We start from the raw sequence: 16,353 nt of genomic DNA on the forward strand, positions 1-16,353 counted from the left end.
GTTTTTTATACAAATGAAAGTGCTTTTACTAAATCATCTTTTTTGTTTCGACTTAGGGGTATTTTGGTAACACCTATTTCTGCAAATTTACTATTGAAACGTTCCACTTTATCGATATTAATGATATACGATTTATGTACTCTTACGAATTTCTTTTTTGATAAATCATTTTCAAAAGATTTCATAGTAGATAGGACTAAGTTGCTGTCGTCTTCTGTTACAACCCTCACATAGTCACCAAAAGCTTCAATCCATTTTATTTTTGAAGTAAAGATCTTCAATTTTTTTAAATTGCTTTTTATAAATATATGTTCTCCTTCTTCTTCCTTGGTGTCATTTCTGAGTAGGTGCAAATCCATTGCTCTAACAACAGATGCATTAAAGCGATCTAATGCAATCGGTTTTTGTAGGTAATCCGTTGCGTCATAATCAAATGCTTTTAAAGCATATTCTGCTTTAGAAGTAATAAAAATAATTTGGGGTTTAGTTTTTAATCCATCTAAAAAATCAAAACCACTAATTACGGGCATTTCGATATCAAGAAATATTAAGTCTACATTGTGAATAGACATGCAACTTCTTGCCTCAATAGCATTTGAAAAATCACCAATTAAGTGTAAACTTGGGTGATTATTCACTAACTTGGAAATGATCATTCGTTGAATCGAACTATCATCTACAACAACACAATTTAATTTCATAATGTTAGTCTTTAAGATTTGGAAGAGTAAATATATTATTTTTTTTTAATGAAACTAAATTTTCGTGGTGTTTTTTTACCGTACGTCGATTAAATTGAAATTAGTGTTGGTTATTGAAAAATAAAAACTATTTTTGCAGCCAAATTAACAAATAAATAAATATTTATGAATCATTATGAAACTGTTTTCATTTTAAATCCCGTTTTATCTGATGTTCAGGTAAAGGAAACAGTAAGCAAATTTGAAGATTTTCTTACTACTAGAGGAGCCGAAATGGTATCGAAAGAAGACTGGGGCCTTAAAAAAATGGCTTACGAAATTCAAAACAAAAAAAGTGGTTTTTATCACTTATTCGAATTCAATGTATCAGGAGAAGTTCTAATTGCTTTTGAAACAGAATTTAGACGTGACGAAAGAGTTATGCGTTTTTTAACTGTAAGTTTAGACAAACACGCTATTTCTTGGGCTGAAAGAAGAAGAACAAAATTAAAATCTACAAAAGCTTAAATCATGGCAACACTACAACAATCTGCTTCAGGAAAAAAAGACGGAGATATCAGATATCTTACGCCTTTGAACATAGAAACTAACAAACAAAAAAAGTATTGTCGTTTCAAAAAATCAGGTATCAAATATATCGATTATAAAGATGCTGATTTCTTATTGAAATTCGTAAACGAACAAGGAAAAATTCTTCCTCGTCGTTTAACAGGAACTTCATTAAAATACCAAAGAAAAGTGTCTGTTGCTGTTAAGAGAGCACGTCACTTAGCTTTAATGCCATATGTGGCTGATTTACTAAAATAATATTTAAACTTGGTTGTTGGTTTTCTGAAAGACGAAACCTAACTTCTATAAAAAAAGGACAACAACATGGAACTTATTTTAAAACAAGATGTTCAAAATGTAGGATTTAAAGATGACGTAGTAACTGTGAAAAACGGATACGGTCGTAATTTCTTAATCCCACAAGGGTTTGCTCAATTAGCTACTTCTTCTGCAAAGAAAGTATTAGCTGAGAACCTTAAACAAAGAGCTCATAAAGAAGCTAAAGTAGTAGCTGATGCGCAAGCAATAGCAGAAGCTTTAAAAGCTATCGAAATTAAAATTACTGCAAAAGCAGGTGGAGAAAAATTATTCGGTTCAATCACGAATATCGACATCGCTGCTGTTTTAGCAAAAGGTGGTCAAGTAATTGACAGAAAATTCATCACTAGCGGTATCGTTAAACGTACTGGTAAATACGCAGCTAGCGTTCGTTTACACAGAGATGTAATCATCGAATTACCTTATGAAATTATTGCAGAATAATTTTATACAGTTAATTTTTTTCTTAAAGAAATATAAAATCACTCTTCGGAGTGATTTTTTTTTTTTGGTCTAATTTTAACGCTTACAAACAAATTCTAAAAGAGATGAAAAACACTACTTTATGATTCCTTGTTTTTTGGACTACAAACTATCCTAGCCCAAAGTACGACTTCCTGTTTAATAGCAAAGGTAGAGTTCAGACATAGTGTTGCATCGAGGAGCCAATATTTTAGCAATTTCTATTACAGAAGGGGTTAAGTATTATGCATTATTAAGCAAACTAAAACATTTTGCAATGATGGTAGTTTACTGTCAAGAAGGCTTTTTTTTGGTTTAAAAATTATAAATTTGCCACAGAATTATAATAACAAAAGCTTTGTGCCATAGTGCCTTTGTAGCAAAAACAAATTTCATGAAATATACAAGATTAACTAAAGAGCAATTTGAAGAATTAAATCAAGAATTCAGTACTTTTTTAGCCACTCAAACAATCGATAAAGCGGAGTGGGACAGTATAAAAGCCGAAAAACCAGAAGTTGCAGAACAAGAATTGGACGTTTTTTCTGATTTAGTATGGGAAGGAGTTTTGACAAGAGCTGAATATTTAGAGCATTTTTCAAAAAACCACATTTTTCTTTTCCAAAGTTTCGATACGCATGTACAGTCTATTGTTCTAAAATCATTAGTTCCAGAAGTTGATTTTCTAACTAAAGAAGGTTTGCAATGGCTTAGTGATAATATGTTTACAGAAACAATTGAAATGAAAGTAGGTAAAAAAGAGTTTACAGAAGAGCGTAATACTTCCATATTTGCTTTGATACAACAAGGTGCTTTTTTAAGTGACGGACAATTGTATAAGCAAATAAATTCAATTATAGAGTCGTAATTAAATATAGTGCAAAAAAAGCAGCGTTTTCTCTATAAAAGAAAACGCTTTTTTAATTTCACATGCAAGAGATGCTTTCCCAATTTAAGTTACTCTTATATCTATTTGCAATTATTCCTTCATCATCCATTTGCAGTAATTTCAACCAGCCATTGTCGACTAAATTTCGAAGCGATTGGTTTTTTTTGAGTACTTCGTTAATTGCATCAATTGAAGCCTCGATGATGAAATTTAATATGTTAGGTGTGTGTTGTAATTTATGACCATCACTAACCGATTGCCAAGGTAATCCAGTTCTTAAATGCCCAGAATATCCTTCAGTTACTCCAATTCCCGCAGTTATGTTGTGTATGTTTTATTACCTGATCCTAATTTTTTATTATCAACTGTTGAAGCGTAATATTATAAACTTATCCAACTGGTGACTATCATAGGGGCAGTCATGATGGCAGTTAAAACATTGTTTTCAGTATCTTTTTCGCAATCATTCGTATGTAAAAAAACTTCGCCATTTAGATTTGGATTTTTTGTTCTTTGTCATTTGCTAACTAAAAAAGCGTTACATCCTGGTAATCCCCATTCTGGGCAAACTTGCGACCAGTCTTCGCTTCTTTCTGCAATGGTTCTATTTGTTTCGGTTATCATTCTTAAAGCACGTTCAGTGCGCGTTTTTTCTGTTGCAGTTATAAGGTTTCTTTTTAAAGTTGTCAGTAGATTTTCATTTTTAGTTGTAATATCTTCCTCGTTGAATATGGTAATATCATCTGTTGTTGTATTGTGCAAACAAGCTAGAGATACGGTTTCTTTTGGGATGTTTATTTTATGTTCGATTAATTTTGTTCTTACATAATCATTATTAAAAACAGCTGTAGCTACCTTCGCATTAACTTCTCCCGTATGGCTGCCAAAAGCTCCGCAATGCAATGCAGATCCATAAGGATTATTTTTAGTACTCGATCCATGTCCCACAAGTAACACATATTTGCCAAAATTACTTGTCATAGACATTGCTGTCAAAGCATTTTTTGCCATTTCAACCTGTGTTTCAATTGGGATTCCTATTCCGTGGTTGTTTTTTAAGCTAATGATAGTTGGCTTTATTTTTTTATTTAAAAAATTTAAACCTTTAAGTGCATTAGGTGTTTTGAACGTTTCTGATAAAAGTTTATTGATATAGAGTAATTCCTAGTGGGCTGACAAATACAAAGCAACTTATAGAGCCTGATTTAAAGGTTTTCCATAAATTTAAAATTTCCTTTTCTAACTGAAATTTATGAAGTATTTTATTGTTTTGTGTATTATTTTTTATCCTTTCAATAACATTTAGTTTTGGTATTAACAGTGCAGGAATTTGTACTTTACTAGTCTGTTTCCCCATACCAAAGAAGTTTACGGGAAACCCCAAGAAACCTGCAAAACCTAAAGTCTGAATGCTACTATTGGTTTGTTCTAAATTTCGTCTGTATATTTCTGAACGGACATCTATACAGAATACAGCTTGAATTTCTGAAGGAATAACTTCGTCCGTGTTCTTTGTTTTAAAATTAAATTTTGCAATTTTTTTCTTTGTACCGAAAAATTTAAAGCTTCTTGTAGTATGATTTTTTTTTGTATTTCATCGCTGTAAATTTTAGATGCTTCAATATTTTTAAAGTTGGTTACGGTTACTTTCTGTTTTTCAGTAAGACTTTTGTTTCTCAGCGCTAGGAATGTGCAAAGTTCCCAGCTCGTAAGAACGGTTAATACTTCGAGAACTATGGTAGATTCTAAATTGTCTAATTTTGCTTCATAATCTCGTTTTGCAGCATAACTGGTCCAACCGTTCAAGTTCATTAAAACTCTTTCGAGATAAAATGATGATGCTGTACCATTCAATCCTAAAGCGCACAAGTTGTGTTTAATAGCTTCAAGTGGCTCATTAGGGATGTTTTTAAAACCTAATAATCCCGCAATTTCGGGTGTTCTGTCAACTAGAGCTCCTTTTTCCAGGGGATAAATAGTCTTTCGTTATTCAAACTACTCAATTGGGCTTGACCTTTGTCAAAGTAAGAGGCGAACGAGAGCGATATTCTTTGGGTAGCAAATCGTTGCCAATCTTTGTTATTTATTTCACTTGCTTTTTCAATGGCAGTGCCGATAGTAGGTAATTTTTTGTTTTTATTCTCTTTATTTTCCAGACTTTGCATGAAAACGGCAGTATTGTTTGTAGAACTTTTTAAATTACTATTAAGAGCGTTTTTGATATCACTTTCAATTATTTCGTCTTGTTTTATTTTATCTAAATAATATTCAATAGACATAATAGAGTCAATCTCTGAAATATAAGCGAGTTCTTGTGCGTCGCTTCCAAATTCTTTGTCTGCATTTCCCATATACGGATTTACAGCTACAAAATTTTCCAGTGACCATAATGGTGCTATAGTTTGGTAAACTTTAATAATTCTTTGTTCTATAGAAATAAGCGGTTTTGTAGAGATAATTGTTTCAGATTCATCGATTTATTCTAGTTGCACTGCTTTCTTTTTTGATGATTAATAAAAAGTGTTTAGATTACTTAATTGTATTTACTTGAATTTAGTGCTCCTACAAGTTTGTCAAAAATAGTATTGATGTAAAATCCATTCTTTCGATGAATGTAAAAGTGGGCTATGCTATCGTTTTTGTGTGTTAATGGAGCTAGAATCTGTATCTGATGAATTTTGATGGATATAGTAGCTTTTATATCCAAGATTTGATCGGTACTGTCTAATTGTTCGACGTAAGAAGCCAATTTTTTTTGATAGGAAGTTAAAGCGATAATCCGTTCCCCCGAATTGTCATTTTGAATTCCAAAACGAATTTTTTCGCTAAAATTTCGCAGTTCATGGAAATTGATTTTCTTTTGAATAATATGATTGATGATTTCCATTGTTTCATTCGGTAAAAAAGTACCATCAATTAAGTCAAAAGTCATTTTTTGTACGGTTGTTTTTTGTTCCATTTTGAAAATTATAAATTGGTTTATTTTATAAAGGTCCTGTTTTTAATTCATTTACTTTTATTTATATTTGTAATTGAATACATTAAAAAATTTTATGAATTATACCATACACCAATTACAAATTTTTCTTAAAGTGGTTCAAAAGTTAAGTATTACTAAAGCTTCCGAAGAACTCTTTATGACCCAACCCGCCGTGTCGATTCAATTAAAAAATCTTCAAGATCAATTTGATATTCCACTTACAGAGGTTATTGGACGACAACTTTATGTCACTGATTTTGGGAGGGAAATAGCAACTATAGCACAGCGAATTATCGAAGAGCTCGAAAATATAAACTATAAAACCATTCAATATAAAGGGATACTTAATGGGAAATTGGTTATTTCATCGGCTTCAACAGGAAAATATTTGATTCCTTATTTCTTGTCAGGTTTTTTGAATAAAAATTCAGGAATTGATTTGGTATTGGATGTAACCAATAGGAGTAAGGTCATAGAAAGTTTGAAAAATAATTTAATAGAGTTTGCTTTAGTATCTCAATTGCCTGAAAAATTAAATGTCGAAGAGGAATCATTAGTTGAAAATAAATTATATCTCATTGGCAATGAAAAAGAAAGAATGAAGAACAAATCATTAATATATAGAGAAGATGGCTCTGCAACGCGTATGGCTATGGAAAAATATTTTGATGATAAAAAAGGGAAGCAACGCAAGCAGATTGAGTTGTCAACTAATGAAGCGGTAAAACAGGCGGTTATTGCAGGTTTGGGTTATTCAATAATGCCACTTATAGGACTGCAAAATGAACTGTTACAGAAACAATTATTTATTTTACCCGCTAAAAACACACCAATAGTAACACAATGGCGATTAATATGGTTGAAAGGAAAAAAGTTGTCTCCCATAGGAAAGGCTTTTCTTGATTTTGTACGTTCTGAGAAGCAAACTATTTTAAAAAATAATTTTGATTGGTACAATCAGTACTAAATTAGCGGTAACAATATTTTTATTTCATTATTTTTGTTGACAAATAAATAGTAATACAGACAAAAAACTTGTCCTGCATTATTTATTGTGTCCAAATTAAAACTTTATTCAGGATAGTCATTTTATGGAAATTCAGCAACAAATACTGTTATTACGAGAAGAACTTAATCAGCATAATCATAATTATTATGTTTTAGACAGACCCACTATTTCTGATTATGATTTTGATTTACAACTAAAACAACTTCAGGATTTAGAAAATAAGTATCCTGAATATTTTGATGAAAATTCACCTACGCAACGTGTAGGAGGAACGATCACTAAAAATTTTAAAACGGTCCCTCATGAATACAGAATGTATTCATTGGATAATTCTTATTCTAAGGATGACTTAATCGATTGGGAAAAACGCGTGCAGAAAGTACTGGGCGACGTTCCATTAGAATACACCTGTGAATTAAAATATGATGGGGCATCAATTAGTATTACTTATGAAAACGGAAAGCTAACAAGAGCTGTTACCAGGGGGGATGGATTTCAAGGAGATAATGTTACTAATAATATCAAGACAATAAAGTCAGTTCCGCTACAGCTAAAAGGTAATTTTCCTGATAAATTTGATGTACGCGGCGAAATAATTTTGCCTTTTGCCGGATTCGAAAAAATGAATCAGGATTTAATTGAAATTGGAGAAACACCCTATTCTAATCCTAGGAATACTGCCTCGGGGAGTTTAAAATTACAAGATAGCGCCGAAGTTGCAAAACGACCATTAGATTGTCTTTTGTATTTCTTAATTGGAACTAATCTTCCATTCGCAACACAATATGATGGCTTAGAAACAGCCCGAAAATGGGGATTTAAAGTACCCAAGGAAGCGAAGCTAGCAGATAGTTTAGAGGAAGTTTTTCAATACATTGATTATTGGGACTTACACAGACATGAATTGCCTTATGAAACAGATGGTGTAGTGGTAAAAGTAAATCGCTTTCAATATCAGGATGAATTAGGTTATACTGCTAAATCTCCGCGATGGGCAATGGCATACAAGTTCAAATCAGAACAAGTTTCAACTAAATTGAATTCTATTTCTTATCAAGTGGGAAGAACGGGTGCAATTACGCCAGTTGCAAATTTGGAACCAGTACAATTAGCCGGTACAATTGTTAAACGTGCTTCTTTATACAATGCTGACCAAATCGAAAAATTAGATATACGAGTGGGGGATACTGTATTTGTTGAAAAAGGAGGCGAGATTATTCCTAAAATTATATCGGTAGATTTAAGCAAGCGTCCCGAAAATTCAGAACCCACAAAATACATCACGCATTGTCCTGAATGTCATACAAAATTAGTAAGAAATGAAGGAGAGGTCAACCACTACTGCCCCAATTTTTATGGTTGTCCACCGCAAATTATCGGGAGAATACAGCATTACATTTCCAGAAAAGCTATGGATATAGAAGGTCTTGGTGGAGAAACGGTAGCTTTACTTTTCAATAATGGATTAGTTCATAATTATGCCGATTTATATCAATTGACTGTAGAACAAATTCTCCCCTTGGAACGTATGGCACGAAAGTCTGCTGACAATCTAGTTAAAGGAGTGGAGAATTCAAAAAGCATTCCATTTGAACGTGTTCTATATGCTCTTGGAATTCGTTATGTCGGAGAGACTGTTGCTAAAAAATTAACCAAACATTATAAAAATATTGATGCATTGAGTCAGGCAACTTTAATGGATTTGATTCTAGTCGATGAAATTGGTGAGAAAATTGCTAAAAGTGTTCTTGAATTTTTTGACAATGAAGAAAATAAAATTATCATTGAACGATTGAAGGCTTACGGAATCCAATTTGAAATTGTAGAAAACATAAACCCTAATGCAACGGATAAACTCGCGGGAAAAATATTTGTGGTATCTGGCGTTTTCCAAAAATTCTCTAGAGATGAATTGAAAAAAGCAATTGAAGAAAATGGAGGAAAAGTAGGTAGTTCCATTTCTACCAAAACGGATTACGTAATAGCTGGAGATAATATGGGACCGGCCAAATTAGAAAAAGCCAACAAATTAAATATTCCTATTCTATCTGAAGATGACTTTATGATTCTTATAAATGTAAATTAATACAGAAAAAATGAAGATCGTAAGTAAAGATAGGAACATTGAAAAAGTGTTAGTAATACTCTATTTTTTGACAGGAATAATCGAGATTCTGTTCCAGATATACATGGATAGTTATTTTCAATATATTATAAAACCAGTAGAGTTTTTACTATTGATAACTTTGTATTGGTATACCTCTTCTTTGAAAAATGGGATTTATTTTTTTAATCTTTTATTTGTACTAATTGCAAGAATGTTTTTTATATCAAATGAAATAACGATGATAGGGTATGCCTTAATATTCGTTTTTTTTCATCGTGTCATTGAGATATATTATGTTGCTAAGTTAACTCGCATTAATGATTATATTCCAGCCTTACTAGCTTCAATACCTTTCCTATTTTATTTTTTGTATTTTGTGTCAATTCCTGATAATGTAATGGTAAAAAGTTATATTAATTTAGTTATTCAGATTATCTTAATTTCAGCGCTCAGCGGAATTGTGTTGTCAAATTATTTGTTAGCTGATGATAAAAAAGACATCTGGTTGCTTATTTTTGGAATTATGTCGATAAGCTTGACTTTTGTTGTCTTAATTGAGAGATTTTATTTATCTGATGTGACATTAATTAGTTTAAGACCATTGGCATTATTTTTAAATACTTTAGTATGCTTTTCCTTTTATAAATTCGTTATAATTAATGAGCGGTTAAACAACGATTGATATACCTTCAGATGCTTTTCCCTTATTAGAATCAAAATAGAAATCAATTCGGCCAAGGTTAATACCATAACAGCCTACTTGGTTTACTAAAACTTCTTTTCCTGCGCTGTTTTTTGTAACGGTAGGTTTATCAAGAAAAGTATGTGTGTGTCCACCGATTATTAGATCAATATCTTTTGTCAAGGCAGCCAGTTTTAAGTCGTCTATTTTCGTTGGCTCATTTTTATACTTATAACCAAGATGTGATAAACAAATAATTAAGTCGCATTTCAGATCCTCTTTTAATATCCGAGTCATTTCTTGTGCTGATTCAACGGGGTCATTATATACTGTCTCTTCGTACATTTTTTTATCGACTAAACCGGCAAGTTCAATCCCAATTCCAAAAACACCGACTTTAATTCCGTTTTTATTAAAAACCTTATAAGGTTTCACCAAGCCGTCCATCAACGTGTTTTTGAAATCATAATTAGCAGATAAGAATTCAAATTTCGCATGTGGCATTTGCGCATATAAACCCGCAATACCATTGTCAAAATCATGGTTTCCTATAGTTGAGGCATCATATTGCATCATGCTCATTAATTTAAACTCCAGTTCACCTCCATAGTAATTGAAATAAGGCGTCCCTTGAAAAATATCGCCCGCATCAAGAAGTAACACGTTTTCATCTTCCTTTCTGATTTTTTGAATCAATGCGGCTCTTCTGGCAACACCACCCATATTTGGATTTCTGGGATCGTCGGCAGGAAAAGGATCAATATGACTATGGACATCATTAGTATGGAGAATGGTTATTTTTTTGACATGCAAAGATTTAAAACTACTCAATGATACACCTAAGCCTAATACTGCAGTAGTTACGGCTGTTTTCTCTATAAAATCTCTTCTCTTCATTTTTTCCTTTTTTGGAGCTTAATCCCGCTTTCCGCTGCAATCTTTTTATTTTAAAGGAAAATAAAAAGGATTTTCACTACAATCGGGGCTAGGGCTATAATTATTTTAAGAATTTTGGTACTTATTCGACAGTGATTCGAATATCTTTAATTACAGGAATGGTATCTACTTCTTTAAAGTAATCAACTAAGATGTTTCTCAATTTATAATCCAAATCATATTTTTGAATTCCTTTATTGAAAAAAGCCATGTTGTCTCCTCCATTCGATAAATAATCGTTAGTACCTACGTAGTATATTTTATCTTTATCAACAGGCTTGCCTTGTACCAGTATATTTTTAGCATTATTGTTTTTGTCAATAGTAAATGTCATACCAGCCAAAGGATGGGGCTGCTTTTCTCTAAGGAAATAATCGACAATTTCATAAATTTGTTCTCCTTTTAAAGCCACCACAACGAGACTGTTTTCAAAAGGCATAATTTGAAAAGCATTTCTAGTCGTTACATTTCCTTTTGGAAGAATTGATCTTATTCCACCTTGATTCAATAAACAAATATCAATGGTTTTGTTTTCTCTTTTAGTAAAAACAGTATTTCCACGACTTAGAGTAACATCGGCCATTAAGTTTCCTATAGTCGATTGCCACTTTCCAGTATTTTTTTCTAAAGTCTGAGGACAGTAGGCCAGCACGCTGTCTAAGTCCTTGTTAATATGTTCTCTGTAAGGTTTTATAAAGTTTTCAATTTCAGGTATTTGAGATTCCTTTTCCGTAATTGGTAATTGTACGCCTTCAATTCGTGTTAGTGTTAGCGTTTTGGTTCCACAGGATATAGCGAAAAAAAATGTTAAGAATATAACAAAAAGTTTCAAAACATCGTTATACTTTTTTAGATTTACCATTTGTTATGGGACTTAATTAATTAATTTTGTAAAGTGGTAAAAATAGAATGTTTTTAAATTATATAAAAGATTTTTCTGTAAAAAGAATATTAAAAAACAGTTTGCAAAATGTTAAAAGCAATTCGGTTTCTGGAATAATCAAAACGGTTGGTGTCATTATCGACCAACGTCATTTTTTAGAAACAAACGCTTTTAGAAACGAGCTTATTGCTAATGGTATTTTAGAAGAAAATATAGAGGTTGTTGTTTATCGAGAGGCAGCGAAAAAAAGCACAAATAATGTAAGAGCTACATTTAGCTCAAAACATTTAAAGTGGAACGCAGAAATAGACAACCCCGCTGTAAACGATTTTATTGACAAAGAATTTGATTTGTTAATTAGTTATTATGATGTTGAAAAAGCAATTTTACTAATTGTAACTCACAATTCTAAAGCACATTTTAAAGTTGGTTTTTCAGCTATTGATAAACGATTAAATAATCTAATGATCAATACTAATACTGAAAACTACAAGGTTTTTACTCATGAGTTATTTAGGTACTTAAAAATATTAAACAAAATATAATTTAACATGCAAGCATTAATAGGAACTGGTGTTGCTCTTGTGACTCCATTTAAAGCAGATTTCTCAGTTGATACGGAAGCATTATGCAGAATCGTAAATTTTTCAATAGACGGAGGGGTTGAGTATCTTGTAATTCTGGGAACAACAGCAGAGAATGCGACGTTATCTCAAGATGAAAAAGAATTGGTTATCAAAACAGTTGTTGACTGTAATAAAGGAAGATTGCCTTTAGTATTAGGAGTGGGAGGAAACGACACTAGAAGAATTGTTGAGGAATTAAAGACTAGAGATTTTTCTGGTTTTATAGCTATCCTTTCAGTTTCACCATTTTACAATAAGCCTACTCAAGAAGGAATATATCAGCATTTTAAAGCGATTTCTGACGCATCACCAATTCCAGTAATCATTTATAATGTTCCTGGAAGAACGGCAAGTAACATTTTGCCAAAAACGGTATTGCGTTTGGCAAATGATTTTAAAAATATTGTTGCTGTTAAAGAAGCAGCTGGAGATATCGTCCAAGCGATGCAAATAATAAAAGACAAACCAAAAGACTTCCTTGTGATTTCAGGGGATGATATGATAGCTTTACCTATGGTTTTAGCGGGTGGTTCAGGAGTTATTTCCGTAATTGGACAAGGTTTTCCAAAAGAATTTTCTGAAATGATTCGCTTAGGATTGAATCGCAAAGTAGATGAAGCATTTAAAATGCAGTACATCTTATCGGATTGTATAGATATGATTTTCGAACAAGGAAATCCTGCTGGAATTAAACAAGTGTTTGAAGCAGTGGGAATAGCAGATAGTTTTGTGCGTTTACCATTAGTTCAAGTTGATGAATCTTTGGCTCAAAGAATAGCTGAATTCGTTAAAAAGACAGTTAAATAGCAGTTTAAAACAGCTCTTATTTTTAAGCGAAGAAATATTTTGTAGTAGCTAAATTAATAACTAAATTTGCCACCGAAACTTCGGTATGATTTTTTGTGGGTTATGAGTAACCTATAAGTCAAATAAAATAAATAAAATGAAAAAAATTATATCTCTATTGCTTCTTGTTGTTCTTTTTGCTTCTTGTAATGAATATCAAAAAGCATTAAAAAACGATGATGTAGCTGCGAAATTTGAAATGGGTACCAAATTATATGAAGCTGGAAAATATACAAAAGCAATCCGTCTTTTTGAACAAATAGCACCTGCTTACAGAGGGAAACCTCAAGCTGAAAAGTTGTTTTACATGTTTGCGCAGTCATATTATAAAACAAAACAGTACTATTTAGCGGGTTATCAGTTTGAAAGTTTTGTTTCAGGTTATCCTAAAAGTGAAAAAGTGCAGGAAGCTGCTTATTTAGGTCCAAAAAGCTACTCGATGTTATCACCGGTTTTTAGTTTAGATCAAACAGATACATTTAAAGCTATAGATAAATTACAGAATTTCATTGATACTTATCCAAATTCAGAATATTTAGGAGAAGCAAATGAGACAGTAAAGGTTTTAAGTGAAAAAATCGAGAAGAAGGTATATGAAAATGCGAAAGGATACAATACAATTTCAGATTATAAATCAGCAATTGTAGCTTTAGATAATTTTATTAATGATTATCCAGGAACGCCATATAAAGAAGATGCATTGTTTTATAAGTTTGATTCTGCTTACCAACTAGGAATCAATAGTGTTGAATTTAAAATGGAAGAACGTTTGAATGTTGCAAAATTAGCTTATTCAAATTTGATTAAATTTGACCCAGAAACAAAATATAAAGAGAAAGCGAACGAAATGTTAGTTCGAATTGAACAAGATTTACAAAAATTTACTAAATAAATAAAGTCATGGATTTAAAAAAGACGAATGCTCCGGTAAATACAATAACATACAATAAAACTGTTATTGAAGAACCTACTGGAAACGTGTATGAAGCGATAACCATTATGGCTAAAAGAGCAAACCAAATCAATTCTGAAATTAAAAAAGAATTGACTGAGAAATTAGAAGAGTTTGCTACATATAATGATAGTCTTGAAGAAGTTTTTGAAAACAAAGAACAAATTGAGGTTTCAAAATTCTATGAAAAATTGCCAAAGCCACACGCTTTAGCTGTTCAAGAATGGTTAGACGGTAAAATTTACCATAGAGATTCAAATAAATAATACTACAATGTCAGTTTTAAGCGGAAAGAAAGTTTTACTAGGAATTTCTGGTGGAATTGCCGCCTATAAAACTGCGTCTTTAGTACGACTATTCATAAAAGCAGGTGCACATGTCCAAGTGATAATGACACCTGCTTCTAAGGATTTTGTAACTCCTCTTACATTATCCACCTTGTCTAAAAACCCAGTGCATTCCACTTTCTTCAATCAAGATGAAGAAAACGAAAAATGGAATAATCACGTTGATTTAGGGTTGTGGGCAGATCTTATGGTTATCGCTCCAGCGACAGCAAATACTTTGTCAAAGATGGCAAACGGTACTTGCGACAACCTTCTAATCGCAACTTACTTATCTGCAAAATGTCCTGTTTATTTTGCGCCAGCAATGGATTTAGATATGTATAAGCACCCTTCTACAATAGCTAGTTTTAAATTATTACAAGCATTTGGCAATACTATAATTCCGGCAGAAAGTGGCGAATTAGCGAGTGGTCTTTCTGGCGAAGGAAGAATGGCTGAACCTGAAAATATTATTCGGTTTTTAGAAGCTGATTTAGAAAGTAAATTACCCTTAAAAGGCAAAAAAATACTAATTACTGCAGGGCCTACCTACGAAGCAATTGACCCAGTACGTTTTATAGGGAATCATTCCTCCGGTAAAATGGGATTTGATATTGCAAAGAGTGCTGCAAACTTAGGAGCTTCGGTTATTTTAGTTGCTGGTCCCACACATTTTACGGCAAATCATAGTTTAATTAAAGTTGTATCTATTGTTTCTGCACAGGAAATGTACGATGCCTGCCATAAGTATTTTGATGAAGTGGATGTTGCGATAGCTGCTGCTGCAGTGGCTGATTACAAGCCTAAAAATGTAGCTACACAAAAAATAAAGAAAGCCGCAGATAATTTTGTGATTGAACTCGAAAAGACAAAAGACATATTAGCTTCATTGGGAAGTATAAAGAAAAATCAGTTCTTAATTGGTTTTGCTTTAGAAACAGAAAATGAAATTGAAAATGCGAAGAGTAAAATCCAGAAAAAAAACTTAGATTTGATTGTTTTAAATTCTTTACAGGATGAAGGAGCCGGTTTTGGAAAGCAAACTAATAAAGTTACCTTTATCGACAAGAACTTTAATATTGAACCGATGGAACTGAAATCAAAAGAAGCAGTTGCTGACGATATATTAAATAAAGTAATAGCAAATTTTTATGAGTAAAATATTTACCTTTTTCTTACTACTTTCAGTTGGACTTATGCAAGCACAACAACTAAATTGTACTGTAACGGTAAATTCAGATAAATTAAGTAATGCCAATCAGCAGGTTTTCAAAACCCTTGAAACGTCACTGAATGAATTTATAAATAAAACAGATTGGACAGGTGAAACATTAAAGCAAAATGAAAAAATTAGTTGCTCTATGTATATTACTATCTTGTCTAACAGTTCAGATCAGTTTACGGCAACACTGCAAGTGCAATCTTCAAGACCTATTTATAATTCTTCTTATTCTTCGCCAGTTTTAAACTATAATGATAAAGATTTTAGTTTTAGATATACTGAATTTGAGAATTTACTTTTCAATCCTACGGCCTTTGAATCTAATCTTGTTTCTGTAATTTCTTTTTATAGCTATATAATATTGGCAATGGATCAGGATACTTTTGTTTTAGAATCAGGTAATCCTAATTTTGAAGTAGCACAAAATATTGCAAACGTAGCTCAACAAAGTGGTTATAAAGGGTGGAGTCAAATTGACGGCAATCAAAATCGTTATTTCCTCATCAATGATATGTTATCTGGATCCTTTTCTACAATACGTAAAACAGCATTGGACTATCATTCAGGTTTAGACCTAATGGCAAAAGATCTGAAAGCGGCGAAAGAAAAAATTAAAGAGTCATTATTAGATTTAGGGAAACTAAATTCTTCTAAACCTAATGCGTTTTTGACACGTATATTCTTTGATGCAAAATCAGATGAAATTCTTTCCATCTTTTCAGGTGGACCAAGTCTCACGATATCGGATTTAATTGAGAGTTTAAATAAAACATCTCCTTTAAATTCAAGTAAATGGGGAACGATCAAATACTAAATTTATTATATATTTTTTTTACAATAAATTTAAATCTTCAAAATAAAATAT

Annotated in this window: 19 protein-coding genes and 2 pseudogenes; 13 read left to right on the top strand and 8 right to left on the bottom strand. The window is 32.0% G+C overall.

The features are described from left to right. Nucleotides 1-5: 5 nt before the first annotated feature. Nucleotides 6-701, bottom strand: coding sequence for a LytR/AlgR family response regulator transcription factor (locus QO182_RS06710; protein ID WP_371536999.1), 696 nt, complete (start codon nucleotides 699-701; stop codon nucleotides 6-8). A 165-nt stretch (nucleotides 702-866) separates the two neighbouring features. On the opposite strand from QO182_RS06710, the gene rpsF reads away from it, so the two are divergent. The 4 genes from rpsF to QO182_RS06730 all read left to right on the top strand — a co-directional run bounded on the left by rpsF (nucleotide 867) and on the right by QO182_RS06730 (nucleotide 2,898). Continuing rightward, complete coding sequence (gene rpsF, locus QO182_RS06715; RefSeq protein WP_371536996.1) at nucleotides 867-1,208, top strand: 30S ribosomal protein S6; 342 nt, start codon at nucleotides 867-869, stop codon at nucleotides 1,206-1,208. 3 nt (nucleotides 1,209-1,211) lie between these two features. After that, nucleotides 1,212-1,508 carry a 30S ribosomal protein S18 gene (gene rpsR / locus QO182_RS06720; RefSeq protein ID WP_066077030.1) on the top strand — a complete coding sequence of 99 codons (297 nt, stop codon included), beginning with the start codon at nucleotides 1,212-1,214 and terminating at the stop codon, nucleotides 1,506-1,508. A 66-nt stretch (nucleotides 1,509-1,574) separates the two neighbouring features. Beyond that, nucleotides 1,575-2,012, top strand: coding sequence for a 50S ribosomal protein L9 (gene rplI / locus QO182_RS06725; RefSeq protein WP_371536993.1), 438 nt, complete (start codon nucleotides 1,575-1,577; stop codon nucleotides 2,010-2,012). Nucleotides 2,013-2,424: 412 nt separating this feature from the next. Continuing rightward, complete coding sequence (locus tag QO182_RS06730; RefSeq protein ID WP_371536990.1) at nucleotides 2,425-2,898, top strand: DUF6495 family protein; 474 nt, start codon at nucleotides 2,425-2,427, stop codon at nucleotides 2,896-2,898. 58 nt (nucleotides 2,899-2,956) lie between these two features. Here QO182_RS06730 and QO182_RS06735 read toward each other — a convergent pair whose 3' ends face one another. The 5 genes and pseudogenes from QO182_RS06735 to QO182_RS06755 all read right to left on the bottom strand — a co-directional run bounded on the left by QO182_RS06735 (nucleotide 2,957) and on the right by QO182_RS06755 (nucleotide 5,878). Next, on the bottom strand, nucleotides 2,957-3,250 hold the full coding sequence (locus QO182_RS06735; RefSeq protein ID WP_371560688.1) for a putative inorganic carbon transporter subunit DabA: 294 nt from the start codon (nucleotides 3,248-3,250) through the stop codon (nucleotides 2,957-2,959). Nucleotides 3,251-3,300: 50 nt separating this feature from the next. Beyond that, nucleotides 3,301-4,071 (bottom strand): annotated as a pseudogene (locus QO182_RS06740) (putative inorganic carbon transporter subunit DabA). Beyond that, nucleotides 4,064-4,788 (bottom strand): annotated as a pseudogene (locus tag QO182_RS06745) (putative inorganic carbon transporter subunit DabA). The pseudogenes QO182_RS06740 and QO182_RS06745 overlap by 8 nt, the downstream one beginning before the upstream one ends. A gap of 80 nt (nucleotides 4,789-4,868) precedes the next feature. Continuing rightward, the gene (locus tag QO182_RS06750; protein ID WP_371560689.1) at nucleotides 4,869-5,396 is read right to left on the bottom strand and encodes a putative inorganic carbon transporter subunit DabA; all 528 of its coding nucleotides are present in this window, start codon (nucleotides 5,394-5,396) and stop codon (nucleotides 4,869-4,871) included. Between the two features lie 56 nt (nucleotides 5,397-5,452). After that, nucleotides 5,453-5,878 (bottom strand): hypothetical protein, encoded by a 426-nt coding sequence (locus tag QO182_RS06755; RefSeq protein ID WP_371560658.1) that lies wholly within the window; start codon nucleotides 5,876-5,878, stop codon nucleotides 5,453-5,455. Nucleotides 5,879-5,972: 94 nt separating this feature from the next. On the opposite strand from QO182_RS06755, the gene QO182_RS06760 reads away from it, so the two are divergent. The 3 genes from QO182_RS06760 (at nucleotide 5,973) to QO182_RS06770 (ending at nucleotide 9,697) form a co-directional block, all read left to right on the top strand. After that, entirely contained in the window at nucleotides 5,973-6,866 is an 894-nt protein-coding gene (locus QO182_RS06760) for a LysR family transcriptional regulator (RefSeq protein ID WP_371560660.1), read from the top strand. 124 nt (nucleotides 6,867-6,990) lie between these two features. Beyond that, on the top strand, nucleotides 6,991-8,994 hold the full coding sequence (gene ligA, locus QO182_RS06765; RefSeq protein WP_371560661.1) for an NAD-dependent DNA ligase LigA: 2,004 nt from the start codon (nucleotides 6,991-6,993) through the stop codon (nucleotides 8,992-8,994). 10 nt (nucleotides 8,995-9,004) lie between these two features. Beyond that, the gene (locus QO182_RS06770; RefSeq protein WP_371560662.1) at nucleotides 9,005-9,697 is read left to right on the top strand and encodes a hypothetical protein; all 693 of its coding nucleotides are present in this window, start codon (nucleotides 9,005-9,007) and stop codon (nucleotides 9,695-9,697) included. Here the strand turns inward: QO182_RS06770 and QO182_RS06775 are convergent. Beyond that, complete coding sequence (locus tag QO182_RS06775; protein WP_371560664.1) at nucleotides 9,683-10,594, bottom strand: bifunctional UDP-sugar hydrolase/5'-nucleotidase; 912 nt, start codon at nucleotides 10,592-10,594, stop codon at nucleotides 9,683-9,685. The genes QO182_RS06770 and QO182_RS06775 overlap by 15 nt on opposite strands. Before the next feature lie 121 nt (nucleotides 10,595-10,715). Beyond that, entirely contained in the window at nucleotides 10,716-11,495 is a 780-nt protein-coding gene (locus QO182_RS06780; RefSeq protein ID WP_371560666.1) for a 5'-nucleotidase C-terminal domain-containing protein, read from the bottom strand. A 47-nt stretch (nucleotides 11,496-11,542) separates the two neighbouring features. On the opposite strand from QO182_RS06780, the gene QO182_RS06785 reads away from it, so the two are divergent. From QO182_RS06785 to QO182_RS06810, 6 genes are all read left to right on the top strand, one after another. Beyond that, the gene (locus QO182_RS06785) at nucleotides 11,543-12,061 is read left to right on the top strand and encodes a hypothetical protein (RefSeq protein WP_371560668.1); all 519 of its coding nucleotides are present in this window, start codon (nucleotides 11,543-11,545) and stop codon (nucleotides 12,059-12,061) included. A 6-nt stretch (nucleotides 12,062-12,067) separates the two neighbouring features. Next, on the top strand, nucleotides 12,068-12,949 hold the full coding sequence (dapA, locus tag QO182_RS06790; RefSeq protein ID WP_371536972.1) for a 4-hydroxy-tetrahydrodipicolinate synthase: 882 nt from the start codon (nucleotides 12,068-12,070) through the stop codon (nucleotides 12,947-12,949). Nucleotides 12,950-13,085: 136 nt separating this feature from the next. Next, on the top strand, nucleotides 13,086-13,880 hold the full coding sequence (locus tag QO182_RS06795; RefSeq protein ID WP_371536969.1) for an outer membrane protein assembly factor BamD: 795 nt from the start codon (nucleotides 13,086-13,088) through the stop codon (nucleotides 13,878-13,880). A gap of 8 nt (nucleotides 13,881-13,888) precedes the next feature. After that, the gene (locus QO182_RS06800; protein WP_026709525.1) at nucleotides 13,889-14,206 is read left to right on the top strand and encodes a DNA-directed RNA polymerase subunit omega; all 318 of its coding nucleotides are present in this window, start codon (nucleotides 13,889-13,891) and stop codon (nucleotides 14,204-14,206) included. Between the two features lie 7 nt (nucleotides 14,207-14,213). Next, nucleotides 14,214-15,425 carry a bifunctional phosphopantothenoylcysteine decarboxylase/phosphopantothenate--cysteine ligase CoaBC gene (gene coaBC / locus QO182_RS06805; protein WP_371560670.1) on the top strand — a complete coding sequence of 404 codons (1,212 nt, stop codon included), beginning with the start codon at nucleotides 14,214-14,216 and terminating at the stop codon, nucleotides 15,423-15,425. Next, nucleotides 15,418-16,302, top strand: a complete 885-nt coding sequence (locus tag QO182_RS06810; RefSeq protein ID WP_371536961.1) for a DUF4835 family protein — start codon at nucleotides 15,418-15,420, stop codon at nucleotides 16,300-16,302. Before coaBC ends, QO182_RS06810 begins: the two co-directional genes overlap by 8 nt. Nucleotides 16,303-16,353: the final 51 nt, after the last annotated feature.

It is taken from the genome of Flavobacterium sp. Arc2, from assembly GCF_041431385.1.
Lineage (GTDB): Bacteria > Bacteroidota > Bacteroidia > Flavobacteriales > Flavobacteriaceae > Flavobacterium.